Here is a 14168-nt window from a genome sequence, read left to right as displayed (position 1 = left end):
TCTGACTGCCTCACATCACTTTCGTCAGGCCGATCGTCTTCTCGATCACGATCAGCGCGAGCACGGCCAGCACGATGAAGATGACCGATACCGCATTGACCGCCGGATCGAAGGTTTGATCGATGTAGGTGAAGATGCGCACCGGCATGGTGACGGTGCTGGGTGCGGTAAGAAACAGGCTCACCGAGACTTCGCCGAACGACGTCACCGCGGCGAACACGGCGCCTGCCACGATGCCGGGTTTGATCAGGGGCAGGGTGACGTGACGAAAGGTGTGCCAGGGTCCCGCACCCAAACTCATCGACGCGGATTCCAGGCGGCGATCCACCGCGGCCAGGCTCACGCTCGCGGTGCGTACGGTGTAGGGCAATGCCACGATGATGTGACCGGCGGCCAGACCGATGAACGATCCGCCCATGCCCATGGCCGTCAGCACGTAAAGCAGCGCGATGCCGAGCACCACCTGGGGGATCATCAACGGTGAGAGCACGAACGCCTGCAGGAATTCGCGGCCGCGAAATTCAAGCCGCGCCAGCGCGTAGGCGGCAGTCGTGCCCAGCAGGACCGTCAATGGCGTGACGATGAGCAGCAGAATCGCGCTGTTGATGAGGGCATTCCTCCACGCGGGATTCTCGGCCAGCGATTTGAACCAGCGCAGTGAAAACGACTCGGGCGGAAACTGGGGATAGGCCTGCGGGCTGAACGCCGACAGCACGATGACCAGTACCGGCAGCAGCAGGAACAGGTAGACCAGGCCCCCGGCAAGCCACGACAGCAGCCGCAGGCCGTCGAAGCGGCGTTGCCCGTTGGCGGAGAGATCAATGGCCATAGGTCTTTCTTTCCCAACGTTTGAGGAACCCGCCCAGGATGAACGCCACGGCGCCGGTCACCACCAGCAGCGTCAACGACAAGGCGGCGGCAAGCGGCAGGTTCGCGATCTGTACCGCTTGCTGATAAATCGAGATGGGTAGCAAGGGTTGCAGGCGCCCGCCAATCAGAAGCGGCGTGATGTAGCTGCCTGCGGCCAGCGCAAACACGATGATGAAGCCCGTCATCATGCCAGGGAGCGTGAGTGGCAGGATCACGCGCCGAAACGTCGCCACCCGCCCGGCGCCGAGCACCATGGAGGCACGCGTGAGCGCGGGCGGTATTTCGCCGAGCGAAGTGGCGATCGGCAGCACCGCAAAGGGCAACATCACTTGCACATAGGCAATGATCACAGCCTTCATGTTCCAGAGAAGCGCGAGCGGCTTATCGGTGAACCCGAGCTTGATCAGCGTGGCGTTGATGAGCCCGTTTTGCGCAAGCAACACGATCCAGGCAAAGGTGCGAATGACGACACTGGTGAGTAACGGCGACACCAGGATCACATAGAGCAGTGTGCGTACCGTGCGGTTGGGCGCGGTGACCAGCAGCCATGCGGCCGGGTAAGCCAGCAGCACGCAAAAGAAGGCGGTCGCCAGCGACACCCACAGCGTGGTCCACAACGCACCCAGATAAGCCGGAGAGCTGAAGATGCCCGTGTACTGCGAGAAGCTGTAAGTGGGAAGCACCGTGAGCAGCGCGTCCACATCGCGCAGGCTCAACGCTGCCAGAAGCAACCCCGGCAACACCAGAAACACGATCAGAAAGAGCAGGCTGGGCGAAAGCAGCAGCCACGAAAACTGCGTACTGGCGCGATTGGCGGCGGGGGCGTTCATGCGGTTGCCGCATCCGTTGCGATCGAGCCCTGATCGAGCACCACGATGTCGTCGGCATGCCAAGCCAATGCCAGCGGCAAGCCCTGCGCGGGCAGGTCAGGAAACGCGGTGTCGGGCGCCTGCACGATCAGATCGCCGCCGCCGCCCAACTCGACCACGAGGCGCAGAGAGGCGCCGGTGTAGCTGGCGTCGCGCAGGATGCCGTAAGCACGGTTGGGCTGGCCGGCGTGTTGACCCGGCCCATTCGGTGCGGATTCGGCCGCTGCTTGCGCACCGGTGCGCTCGACACGAATGCGCTCCGGCCGCAACATCAGCAACGCGCGGGTGCTCACGGGCCTACCCGTGTGCAGACGCAACGCCGCACCGGTGGCAACTTGATGGGTGGCGACCTCATATGCGGTGCCGTCCGCCGACGGTGTGGCATCGAGCAGGTTCGCCTGGCCCACGAACTCCGCCACAAATCGGTTGGCGGGCCGCCGATAGAGTTCGAGCGGACTGCCGATCTGCTGCAGGTGTCCGGCACCCAGGATGCCAATGCGATCCGACAAACTCAGGGCTTCTTCCTGATCGTGCGTGACCAGTACGGTGGTGATCCCCACGCGCCGCTGCAAGCTGCGCAGTTCGGACTGCATTTCCTTGCGCAGCTTGGCATCCAGATTGGATAGCGGCTCATCGAGCAGCAACACTTGCGGTTCGACGGCCAGCGCACGGGCGATGGCCACGCGCTGCTGCTGGCCGCCGGATAACTGATGCGGCATCCGATCGGCCAGGTGGTTGAGCTTGACCAGATTGAGCACTTCTTCCACACGCTGCCGCGACTCGGCCGCCGGCCGCTTGCGCACCGAGAGGCCGTAAGCCACGTTGTCCGCCACACTCAAGTGCGGAAACAAGGCATAGTTCTGAAACACCATGCCGATGTCGCGTTTGTAGGGCGGCAACGCCGTGATATCGCGGCCGCCAATCCGCACGCTGCCGGTGGTAGGGGCCAGGAAGCCGGCAACGATGTTCAACAACGTCGTCTTGCCGCACCCGCTGGGGCCCAGCAACGAAAAAAACTCGCCGTCGCGAATCGTCAGATCCACACCGGCAAGGGCCGTCGTCTCGCCGAACAGTCGGCTTACGCCTGCGATATCGATGGCGCTCATTTACCGCCGCCCAATGCCTGGCTCCAACGCGAGGTCCAGTCAGCCAGTTTGGGCGTGGCGACCGAGTAGTCGACCCAGATCAGCTTTTTGTAGGCGTCTTCGCCCACCTGAACCTGCTTTTTCAATTCTTCGTTGTATTGCACGTCCTGATTGGTCATGCCATACAGCGAGCGATCCGAAAATTCCTTCTGCACCTTGGCGCTGGACAGGAAGTCGACCAATTTGTAGGCGTTGACCATATTGGGGGCGCCCTTGGCGATGACCCAATTGGCCGCGCCGACGACGGGACCGTCGGTGGGGTAGGCAAAATCGATCTTCAAACCGGCCTTCTGCAGGGCAAATACGCGACCGTCCCAGTAGGGCACGACCCACGCATCGCCGCGTTCGAGCAGCGTCTGAATGGCGCCGGGGCTATCCGGGAATGCGACGGCATTGCCGCGCAGCTCGGTCAGCTTGGCAAACGTTTTGTCGACATCGGCTTCATTCTTCAAATCACCGCCGAGCGCGTGGGTCAGGCCGGCGAAAAACTGCAGTCCGGCCGCATACGTGGGCGACGAGATGGCGACGTGACCTTTGTATTCGGGCTTCCACAGATCAAGCCAGCTGGTGGGCGGTGTGGTAACCAGATCGCTGCGGTATGCCAAACCCAACTGCCCCAGGCTGAAAGCCGCTGCGTAGATTTTCCCATCGGACTTGAAGCGTTCCTGCACCGAGGGATAGAGCTTGGCCAGATTGGGTGCGCGCGCGGCATCGAGCGGTTCGAGCACACCGGCGGCTTGTGCGCGTTGCACGGTATCCGGCTGGAACACCACGATATCGTACGGCGGGTTGTTGCCATTGGCGGCGCGCAATTTGGCGAACCATTCGGCATCGGCGCCGGGCACGATATCGACGCGGATATTGTTGTCGCGTGCATATTGTTCGAGGCCGGAGGCGCGGATGTTCTTTTCCCAGTCGCCGCCATACACGCCGATCACGACGCGGTCGGTCGCGGCGGGCGCCGCAGCCGTTTCGGCGCCTTTATCCTTGCAAGCGGCCAAGCCCATGACCAGCGTCACAGCCAGCAGGGGGGCAAACCAACGTTTCTTCATGTCGTACTCCAGAGGAGATAGTATTGCGAGGTCTGGGGGGCAGGCCTGTGTGGCAGATTCGGTTGTCAGATGCGGAGGTCAGCTCTGTGCTTCAAGTCTGCATTTCAGGCCTGCATGTCAGGCGGTAGAGGTTTCGGAAAGCATGTCGATGGCGGCGTTCAATTGCGTGCGCGCGGCTGCGATCGCATCGGCATCCGCGCCGCGGCGGGGAAAATCGTCGGGCAACAGGGCCAGCACCTCAGCATAGGCTCGGCTGCGGCGCCGCGCGCGCGTCGCGGCTGGCAGCGCATAGAGCGCAGCATTGAAGCGGTCGAGCACATCAGGGGCAAACACGGCATCCCAGGCGTCGCGTTCCGGGCCGCGCTCGGATCCTGCCGGCGCGGTGGCGCGCAACTTCGCCGTGGCATCCGCATCGAGTGTGCCGTCGACCGTGGCCACGCCGTAATCGCGCCGCGCACTATCCGCCGTGATCAGGCCGCGTGCGATGTCGAGCAGCACGGCTTGCGGGTCGCGATCGTGCGGCGAGCCCCACCCGCCGCCGCCCGGGGTAAACAAGGCAATCACATCGCCGGCAACCACCGATAACGTGTCGATCTTGCCGAGCTCGCGAGCGTGCGGCGTGCCTGGGTTGAGCAGGAGTTGCGCCGAACGACCCGGACGCCCACCGTGAGCCCCCCAGGGACGAAACTTGAGGCGCTCCATGCCGCGCGCCAGCACAAGCGTGTCGTCGTGCAGGATGCGAAAGCGAATTTCCTGCCCGCATCCGCCACGCCATTGACCCGCACCGCCCGAGTCGGGGCGCAAGCCGTAATGTTCGATCTCGACGCCGGTTTCCGCTTCCACGGTTTCGACCGGGTTATTGGCCAGATTCGAAATGCTGCTATCGCGGCCGTCGGCCCCGTCGCGACCCCACCGCGCACCCGTGCCGCCCACCATCGGTTCGATCACCTGCACGTTTTGGCCGCCGCCGTGGCGCGCAGGCTCAGCGACCACCACCGGGATGATCGTGCCGCCGCTGGCCGCCGGCATCGTCTGCGTGAGCGCCTGTCCCAGCACGCCATTTAGCGTGTCGTTCACCCGCACGGCGGCGGCGTGGCGCACGCCAACGGCAGCGGGTGCAGTGGGATTGACGAGCGAGCCTTCCGGCGCCGTCACGGAGATCGGCCGCAGCAAGCCGGCGTTGAGCGGCACGCTTTTATCGAGCGTGCACACGAGCGACAGAATGCGCAACGTGAGCCAGGCGTGCGGCTGGCCATGACTGGGGATGTTGATGGCAGCGGCGACTTGCGGGTCGGTGCCGGTGAAGTCCAGATGGATGGCGCCATCGTCAAGCGTGACTGCCAGCGCGAGTCTTACCGGCAGGCCTTGGCCGGCCTCGTCGTCGAGATAATCGCTGAAGCGATAGGTACCGTTCGGGACCTGACGCAGGACCGCGGCGGCGCGACGGCCGGCGTACGCCACGAGGTCTTGTTGCGCGGCCAGCCACGCGGCGGCGCCATGCTGCGCGATCGTCTGCGCCACGCGGCGGCGGCCTGCGGCGAGTGCCGCCAGCATGGCGCGCAGATCGCCCATATTGGCGTCGGGCGTGCGGCTATTGGCTTGAAATAGCAGCGCCACGTCGGCATTCATCGTGCCGGCCCGCATGAGTTTCAGCGGCGGGATCTGCAGGCCTTCCTGAAAGATATCGCTGTTGGTCGGCGAGATGCTACTGGGCACTTTGCCGCCTACATCGGACGCATGCAAAAACGCCCAGCCGTACGCCACGATTTTCCCGTCATGGAAGTACGGCTCGATCACCTGCAGATCCGGCAGGTGAGTGGCCAGGCCGCGCGAGCGATAAGGATCGTTGGTCAGGATGACGTCGCCCGGTTCCAATGCGCCCACGGCGTCGATCGTCGTCTTGCAATCCAGACCCACGAAGCCCGACACGCCGATGCCGCGCGGATAGGCGAAGAACCGGCCGTCCAGACCCGCCAGCGCGCAAGCGAAGTCGGCCGTTTCCTTCACATAAAGCGTACGCCCTGTGCGTTGCAGCGTGAGACACATTTCTTCGGTCAAGGCCGTGACCTTGTTGCCGAGGATTTCGAGTGTGACGGGATCGAGTTTCATACGCCGCCTTCTGCGTGGGCTTGCGGTCGGGTGCTGGACGATGTCGCGCCCGGCACCGAGTCAGGGTCGGCACTCAGCGGAGTGCGCGCCAGATGCAAATTACCTTGGTCGTCGGTGTGCGCATGCCAACCGGTGAGCACCAGGATGGTGGTGTCTTCCTGCTCGACAATCGCCGGTCCTGCAAAGCGGTCGCCGGCCTCGAGCGCCGCGCGCGCAAAGACGGCGGCCTCGGTCCAATTGCCGTTCAAGTAGACCATGCGATGCGCTTTGGGCGTGGGCATGCCGCTGCCCGCGGCCAAGTACGTTTTTCCCACGCCCGGCATCCGGCCCACGATCGCGAGCCGCACGGTGCCGAGTTCGACGGGTGCGTGTTCGTCGCGAAACCCGTAGATGCGTTCATGCTCCGCATGAAACGCTTCGGTGACCGCCGCCACGGTAAGCGGCGACGGCAGCGATTCGGGCAAGGCCGATTTGAGTTCGTAGGCTTGGCCGGCATAACGCATGTCGGCCGCGCGAAAGATCGCCGTCGACTCGGTCAACGCATCGCCTTGTTCATCGAGCCAGATGCGTGCCTCATCGTTCAAGGCACCGAGCGCCGCATTCAAGGCCGACACGGTCGCCTCGTTGAGCGGCACGCGCAGACTGCGCACAAAATCGCGTCGCAGATCCGCAGTGGCTGCGCCCAGGGCGCAAAACGTGCCTGGCTTGGCAGGGACGACGATACGGTTCAGGCCCGCATCTTCGGCCAGGAAATTGGCGTGCGTCGGGCCTGCGCCGCCGAACGGCACCAGCGCGAATTCCGCCGGATCGAGGCCGCGCTGCGCCAGGGATTTATGCAGCTCTGAGGCCATCTGCGCGGTGGCCACGGCGAGTGCGCCGCTGGCCACGCGCACGCCGGCATCCGCATCGTCGAATTGCAGACGCCGGGCCACGCGATCGAGTGCTGCACGCGCCAGATCGCCGCGCAAGGGCATATCGCCGCCCAGAAAGGCAGCTGAATCGAGGATGCCGGTGGCGAGATAGCAGTCGGTGATGGTGGCATCCTCGCCACCGCGGCCATAGGCGGCCGGGCCGGGATCGGCGCCCGCGCTTTCGGGGCCCACCTTGAGCACGCCGTGTTCGTCGGCCCATACCTTGGAGCCGCCGCCGGCGCCGATGGCTGAAACGCCGACGACGGGAAGCACGAGCGGCAGGCCGCCGATCTCGGTGCGGGTGGCGATTTCGGCGAAGCCGCCCACCGACACGGCGATGTCGCTGCTCGTGCCGCCCATGTCGAAGCTGATGATGCGCGGCTCGCCGCAATCGTTGGACAAGCGGGTCGCCGCCACGACGCCCGCGGCGGGCCCGGACAGCACCGTGTCGATCGGACGCGCCAGCGCCGAGGCCAACGAGAGCGAACCGCCATTGGATGCGGTGACCAGGATCGGCGCAGCAATGCCGATCTCGCCCGTCAAGGTCTGGAGACGTTCGAAATAGCGCTGCATCAGCGGCTGGATATACGCATTGAGCCCGGCGACGAGTGTGCGTTCGTACTCGCGAATCTCGGGCCAGGTGCGGGCGGCCGACAGCACCGCAATGCCGGGGAGACGGCGCTGGAGCGCGTCCGCAAGTTCGCCTTCTTGTTGCGGATTCGCATAGCCGTTGATCAGTACCAGGGCCGCGGCATCGACCTGCATCGCATCGAGTTCGTATGCGACGCGATCGAGTTCGGCGTCTTGCGGCCAGCGCGTGACGGTGCCGCGGGGGTCGAAGCGCGCACCGATTTCCAGCACGCGGTCGCGCGGCAAAAAGGGTGCTTCACGCGTGGCATGAAAGTCGAATGAAGAGGGCATACGGGCGCGGGCAATTTCCAGGATGTCGCGAAATCCTTCCGTGACAATCAATCCGACGCGTGCGCCGCGGCGTTGAATGATGGCGTTCAGCCCGATTGTCGTGCCATGCAGAAGCATGGCCACGTCGCCTGCAGCGAGCCCGCTTTTGGCAAGCAGGGCGGAGAGTCCGTGTTGCACGGCCTGAGCGGGATCGCTCGGTGTACTGGGCTGCTTATGATAGAAAAAACCGTTGCGACGCGGGTCGAACAGAACGAAGTCGGTAAAGGTGCCGCCCACATCGATCCCGATACGCGCGCCCTGCGTCATGGTCGCGGATGCCACTGCATACTCCTGGTGAGCCTAAGCCCGGTTTGCATTGCAACGTAAGCCTGCGCCGCTTCGATCGAACACAGGTTCGACGGCGACGACGTAACGTCGTCAGGCTTGCGAAAGGAAGGGATTTTAGGAAAGCCGGGGCGAAATCCCTAAGTTCGCTTGGTTGTTTGCTTATTTCCTATCGGTATTTCGGATTTGTGAAAGCGTCGGATCAGCAATAAAGATATCGGAATCGTCACAAACATCCTGTATCCAATTGCATATCGGCTCATCGTGATGCTGCGCTGCGGTATATGGTTTTTGGCGGCACGCTACGGTCAGACGTCAGCCATACCCGGGACCGCGCTAATGACTTTCCAACAGGGTTTACCCGATCGGTATACGATTTCGAATTGATCACATCAACGACAGACGAGGCAGCATGACGTCACCCACCATCGAAACCTTGTTGACGCGCCGCTCGACGAAGGCGGTTTGCGCGCCTGGCCCCAAGCCGAAGGATCTGAAGCGCATCATGCAGGCTGCGGTCTGCGCGCCGGATCATGGCGGGCTGCAGCCCTGGCGATATGCAGTGATCCGAGGCGATGCCCGGACGCGATTTGCCGACATGATGATGGAAGCCGTCAAACGCAGTGGCGACAAGCGCATGACGCCCGACAAAGAGAAATCTGTACGTGCCTGGATCGATGACGTGCCGGTATTGATCGCCATCGCCCAGCACATGGATCACGACAACACGAAGATTCCCGAGTCTGAGCGTCTGCTGGCCGTGGGCGCTTCAGTCATGAATATGCTCAACGCAGCCCACGCCTTGGGCTACGGTGCGTTCTGGAGCACGGGTCTGGGGACGTACGTCGAGGACGTGCAGGACGCCCTCGGCTTCGATGCGCTCGACTATAAGTTTCTGGGATTTCTCGCGGTGGGCACGCTCGTGCACGAGCTCAAGCCGATAGAGCGCACCCCATATAAGAAGTTCTTCAAGGAGTGGACGGGGCCGCACGAGACAGCGCCGCTAGAATAGGGCAGTCGGGTCGGTCGTCACCATGGCAGGTGTCGGCCAGATGCTTCAAGGTGGCGGCCATCTCATATAGGGTGGCCGCTTTTGCTTCCAGCGCCGCCACGTGCGTAAGCGCGATGGCTTTGACCTCGCTGCTCGCTCGGCTGCGATCGCGCCATAGCGCCAGCAGATCGCTCATCTGTTCGACCGAGAATCCCAGGTCGCGGGCATGCCGGATGAACCGCAGGGTGTGCACGTCGCGCTCGCTGTATTGCCGATACCCGCTTTCCGTGCGGGTGGCTTCGCCGATCAGGCCAATGCTCTCGTAATAGCGGATCATCTTTGCCGAGATGCCGCTCGAGGTGGCAGCGCTGCCAATGTTCATGTAGGTACTCCGCAAGGTGTGGGTTTCAAGGCGCGGTCGCGATCGTCATGCGCCTGTGCGAACGTATTGTGCAGGCGGCACGAATCGCTTGAGTCGTAGCGCATTGCTCACCACGAATACGCTGGAAAGCGCCATCGCTGCTGCGGCATACACCGGTGAGAGCAAGATCCCAAAGGCGGGATACAGGGCGCCGGCCGCCAGCGGCACCAACGCCGCGTTGTAGGCAAACGCCCAGAATAGATTCTGGTGAATGTTGCGCAGCGTGGCGCGACTGATGGCGATGGCGGTCGAAACCCCGCGGATATCCTCGCCCATCAACACGACGGTGGCCGATTCGATCGCCACATCCGTGCCGCTGCCGATCGCAATCCCGACATCGGCTGCGGCAAGGGCCGGCGCATCGTTGATGCCGTCGCCCACAAATGCGAGCACTGGCGGGCCGTCACGGCGAGGCGTTGGGCGTTGCGCCGCCGTGGTGCGCAGAGCAGCGAGTGCAGCCACCTTGCCGTCAGGCAAAACCTCGGCGTGCACGATATCGATGCCCAATTGCTGCGCCACGGCGTGCGCTGTGCCTTCGTGGTCGCCGGTGATCATCGCGACCTGTATGCCCTGGGCGTGGAGCGCCTCGATTGCCTCGGCAGCACCGGCCTTCAGCGGGTCGGCCACGGCCAGCACCGCGACCAACACGCCGTCAACCGTCACACACACCGGCGTCTTGCCGGCGCGTGCCCAGTCCGTCAGGCGTGCCGCCTCCTCGCCGAGGTCTATGCCACGCTCGCGCATCAATCGCATGGATCCTGCAACCCAATGCCGGTCCGCAACCGTACCCGAGATGCCGGCGCCCGTGATTGCCTGAACGTCCGAAGGCGTGGACCAGGCCAGCCCTTCACCGCGTGCCGCATCCACCACGGCCTGGGCGACGGGATGTTCCGAGACGCTCTGCAGCGCCGCGAGATCCCTAAGCGTTGCAACCCGATCGGCGGGGCCAACCACCACGAAATCCGTCATCACGGGGTGTCCCACCGTGAGCGTGCCCGTCTTGTCGAACGCCACGAGTGTGACGTCGCGCAGGCGCTGCAGCGCATCGCCTTGACGAAATAGCACGCCGAATGCCGCCGCCCGGCCGGTGCCCACCATAATGGACGTCGGGGTGGCCAGGCCCATCGCGCAGGGGCAGGCCACGATCATCACGGCGACCGCATTCACCAGTGCATGACTGAGCGCCGGCGCGGGCCCCACGATCAGCCACACCGCAAAGGTCACCAACGCGGCCGAGATCATGGCCGGAACGAACCATGCCGTGACGCGGTCGACCCTCGCCTGGATCGGCAGGCGCGCGCCCTGAGCCGTCTCGACCATGCGAATGATGCCGGCCAGCGCGGTGTCTTCACCAACCTGCGCGACGGCGACCGCCAGGCTACCCTGACCATTGACCGTGCCGCCCGTGACCCGATCGCCGGCGCTTTTGGCAACAGGCGCGGGTTCGCCGGTCATCATCGATTCATCGACGTAAGAACGGCCTTCGCTCACGACGCCGTCGACCGCAAACCGTTCGCCCGGTCGCACGATCAGCACATCGCCGACCACGATGTCGTCAATGTCCACATCGACCACCGCGCCATCGCGGCGGACGCGCGCCGATTGCGGCTGGAGGGCGGCGAGCTTGGCGATCGCGGCACCCGTTTTGCCGCGGGCACGCGCTTCCAGCAAGCGCCCGAGCAGGATCAGCGTCACGATCATTGCCGCGGCTTCGAAATACACATGAGCCGCAGCCGGCGGCATGATCGAGGGCGCCAGCATGACGACCATCGAATACACCCAGGCGCTTCCAGCACCCAGCGCCACGAGCGCGTTCATATCCGGCGAGCGTTGCCACAGCGACCGTATGCCATGCACAAAAAAGCCACGACCCGGCCCGAACAGCACAAGCGTCGTCAAAATTGCCTGCACCCATTGATTGCGGGTTTCGCCGATATGCATCGCGATCCAATGATGCACACCTGGAACCATGTGCGCGCCCATTTCCAGCGCGAAAACAGGGAGGGTGAGCACGAGCGCCAACATGAAAGAACGGGTCTGCCGCTTGCTGTCTTCAGCATGTTCAGCGCGCACGCGCTTGCGATCGGCCGCTGACTCGACCAGACGTGCGTCGTAGCCGGCGTGCGTGACGGCGGCAATGAGCGTGGCGGCGTCGGGCGGTTCGCCGCCGGTGTTCAGTTGGACTCGAGCACGTTCGGTGGCGGGGTTAACCGTCGCGGTCGCCACGCCGGACACCGACGCCAACGCTTTTTCGACGCGCCGGGCGCAATTGGTGCACGTCATGCCGCCGATGGCGAACTCGAATGTAGGAAGCGTGGCAGCCGGAGTCATGATGGAGTTGTCGCGTTAAAGGATGAGCGTAGTATCAACCTTCCCATTATGGCAAGGTCAAGCGCTAGACTGATCCGAGCAATGCGCACGTCTTGAACGAGGGTGGGCGAGCGGAGTCGAAGGGTTGCAGGGCGCGTGCAGAACCGAGGCTGGATCGGAAAGCGGCGGACTGACGCCGAGAGAGTGGGTGCCATGCCACGTCTCGCTCAGCGCGCTGCGCCTCGTCGAGTTGGCTGCGCCAGCCGATCGCCTAAGCGTACGACGCTTGACCTTCCCATCGAGGCAAGTCTTATGGTGATCGGACGGTGCGTCTTATGGTGAACGGACGGCGCGTCTTGCAGTTCAATTGGAATGTTGTTGTTTAGGAGATTCAGATGTCATTGAGTTTTGTGGTTCCCGATATGTCCTGCGGCCATTGCGTGGCCGCGATCACGAAAGCCGTGAATTCCGTCGATCCCGATGCAAGCGTGGAAGTCGATCTGGCCACGCATCATGTTTCCGTCACGGGAACCGATGAGCACGCGAAGATCGACGCCGCCATTCGAGAAGCCGGCTACACGCCATCCGCCCCGGCTCTGAAGTGAGGCCGGCGCCGATGTGGCGCACTCGCGTCCGGACCCGTGCGTGAGGCGAGGGCGAAGCGGCGGTAGCGCATTAAAGCCGGGCTGTAGTGTGCATTGAAGCGGTGCATATCAGCCATGTCGGTATGTAGTCGATGACCGACCGCCGCTTTCGACGAATAAGTCAATGTGATGCGTGTGCTCGCCATAGCACACCAGATTCAACATCGACGCAGAGACAAAACAAGGATGAGTAATGAAGCAAATGGAAGCGGACGTTGTCGTAATCGGTGCAGGCACCGCCGGGCTGGCTGCCTTTTCAGCGGCGAGAAAGCGCACCGATCGGGTGCTGCTCGTGGAAGGTGGACCTTATGGGACGATGTGCGCACGCGTTGGCTGCATGCCGTCCAAGCTGCTGATAGCCGCAGCCAACGCCGCTCACAGCGCGCGTTCGACTGCGCCGTTTGGCGTGACGACGGATGTCGTGCGGGTGGATGGGCGCGCCGTCATGGCACGCGTGAAACGCGAGCGCGATCATTTTGTGGATGGTGTGCTGAAGGATATGGCGGAAATTCCTGACGCCCTCAAACTGCATGGCTGGGCGCGGTTCGAGGACGACCATCACCTGCTGGTCGGTGACGATCATCGTGTCACAGCGCGCGCAGTCGTGATTGCCACGGGTGGTAAGGCCTCGGTTCCCGACATGTTCGACGGGCTCGGGGACCGCGTCGTCGTCAGCGATGAGATATTCGACTGGGATACTCTGCCGCGTCGCGTCGCCGTGTTCGGCCCCGGCAACATCGGTTTGGAACTGGGCCAGGCACTGCATCGCCTGGACGTCACCATAAGGATCTTCGGTAAGGGTGGCGTACTGGCCGGTATCGGCGATCCGGCGGTCAAGCGCGCGGCAAGCGATGCCTTTCAGGACGAATTTTATCTCGACACCGATGCCGCTATCGACAGCTTGACGCGCGACGGCGACGAGGTCGAAATCACTTTCACGGATCTCGATGGCAAGCGTTGCGTCGAACGGTTCGATTACGTATTGGTAGCAACGGGCCGCGGGCCCAATCTGGAAGGATTGGCGCTTGCTCGCACCACGCTGCACCTGGACGAGAAAGGTGTGCCGAAGTCGAACGCCCACACAAAGCAATGCGGCGACTCGTCGATCTTCATCGCGGGCGATTGCGATGCCAGCGCGCCCGTGTTGCATGAGGCTGCCGCCGAAGGCAGCATTGCTGGCGGCAATGCTGCACGGTTTCCTGATGTGCAAGCGCACGACCGATTCGCGATGCTTGCCATGACGTTCTCATCGCCGCAGGTGGCAATCGTCGGCACGCCATTCGATAAGCTTGCTGCAGGCGCCTTCGTCACGGGCGAGGTCGACTTTTCCGATCAGGGACGCGCCCGCATCATGCTCGAAAACAAAGGCATGTTGCGCGTGTATGCCGATCGGTCGAATGGCAAGTTGCTGGGTGCTGAGATGGTATGCCCAGGTGCGGAGCATCTGGCGCACATGCTGGCCTGGAGTGTGCAACAGTCGCTTACCCTTGACGACCTCCGCGCGTTGCCGTTTTACCACCCGACATTGCAGGAAGGCCTGCGAACGGCGTTGCGTGATGCGGCCGCCAAACTGGGCTGACAGGCATGACGGGAGGTCGCAA

Annotated in this window: 11 protein-coding genes; 3 read left to right on the top strand and 8 right to left on the bottom strand. The window is 63.5% G+C overall.

What is annotated here, in order from left to right:
* Positions 1–10: 10 nt before the first annotated feature.
* From EYW45_RS18300 to EYW45_RS18275, 6 genes are all read right to left on the bottom strand, one after another.
* Positions 11–829, bottom strand: coding sequence for an ABC transporter permease (locus EYW45_RS18300; protein WP_161136846.1), 819 nt, complete (start codon positions 827–829; stop codon positions 11–13).
* A complete protein-coding gene (locus tag EYW45_RS18295; protein ID WP_161136845.1) occupies positions 819–1700 on the bottom strand; it encodes an ABC transporter permease in 882 nt (293 codons plus the stop codon). Before EYW45_RS18295 ends, EYW45_RS18300 begins: the two co-directional genes overlap by 11 nt.
* Positions 1697–2845, bottom strand: a complete 1149-nt coding sequence (locus EYW45_RS18290) for an ABC transporter ATP-binding protein (protein ID WP_161136844.1) — start codon at positions 2843–2845, stop codon at positions 1697–1699. Before EYW45_RS18290 ends, EYW45_RS18295 begins: the two co-directional genes overlap by 4 nt.
* Positions 2842–3936: an ABC transporter substrate-binding protein gene (locus EYW45_RS18285; RefSeq protein WP_161136843.1), complete on the bottom strand. Its 1095-nt coding sequence runs from the start codon at positions 3934–3936 to the stop codon at positions 2842–2844. The genes EYW45_RS18290 and EYW45_RS18285 overlap by 4 nt, the downstream gene beginning before the upstream one ends.
* A 117-nt stretch (positions 3937–4053) precedes the next feature.
* Entirely contained in the window at positions 4054–6045 is a 1992-nt protein-coding gene (locus EYW45_RS18280; protein ID WP_161136842.1) for a hydantoinase B/oxoprolinase family protein, read from the bottom strand.
* The gene (locus tag EYW45_RS18275) at positions 6042–8198 is read right to left on the bottom strand and encodes a hydantoinase/oxoprolinase family protein (RefSeq protein WP_328703648.1); all 2157 of its coding nucleotides are present in this window, start codon (positions 8196–8198) and stop codon (positions 6042–6044) included. Before EYW45_RS18275 ends, EYW45_RS18280 begins: the two co-directional genes overlap by 4 nt.
* 415 nt (positions 8199–8613) lie before the next feature.
* Here EYW45_RS18275 and EYW45_RS18270 point away from each other — a divergent pair, with 415 nt between their 5' ends.
* A complete protein-coding gene (locus EYW45_RS18270; RefSeq protein ID WP_161136841.1) occupies positions 8614–9213 on the top strand; it encodes a nitroreductase family protein in 600 nt (199 codons plus the stop codon).
* Here the strand turns inward: EYW45_RS18270 and cueR are convergent.
* A complete protein-coding gene (cueR, locus tag EYW45_RS18265) occupies positions 9170–9574 on the bottom strand; it encodes a Cu(I)-responsive transcriptional regulator (protein WP_161136840.1) in 405 nt (134 codons plus the stop codon). The two genes, EYW45_RS18270 and cueR, sit on opposite strands and share 44 nt — an antisense overlap.
* A gap of 45 nt (positions 9575–9619) precedes the next feature.
* Positions 9620–11944 (bottom strand): heavy metal translocating P-type ATPase, encoded by a 2325-nt coding sequence (locus EYW45_RS18260; protein WP_161136839.1) that lies wholly within the window; start codon positions 11942–11944, stop codon positions 9620–9622.
* Between the two features lie 374 nt (positions 11945–12318).
* Between EYW45_RS18260 and EYW45_RS18255 the strand changes: the two genes are divergently transcribed.
* Together EYW45_RS18255 and EYW45_RS18250 are read left to right on the top strand one after the other, a co-directional pair.
* The gene (locus EYW45_RS18255; protein ID WP_161136838.1) at positions 12319–12528 is read left to right on the top strand and encodes a heavy-metal-associated domain-containing protein; all 210 of its coding nucleotides are present in this window, start codon (positions 12319–12321) and stop codon (positions 12526–12528) included.
* Positions 12529–12760: 232 nt separating this feature from the next.
* The gene (locus EYW45_RS18250) at positions 12761–14146 is read left to right on the top strand and encodes a dihydrolipoyl dehydrogenase (protein ID WP_161136837.1); all 1386 of its coding nucleotides are present in this window, start codon (positions 12761–12763) and stop codon (positions 14144–14146) included.
* The last annotated feature ends 22 nt before the right edge of the window (positions 14147–14168 follow it).

This window comes from Schauerella aestuarii, from assembly GCF_009866805.1.
Classification (GTDB): Bacteria; Pseudomonadota; Gammaproteobacteria; order Burkholderiales; family Burkholderiaceae_B; genus Schauerella; species Schauerella aestuarii.
This window is presented reverse-complemented; position numbering and strand designations above follow the sequence as displayed.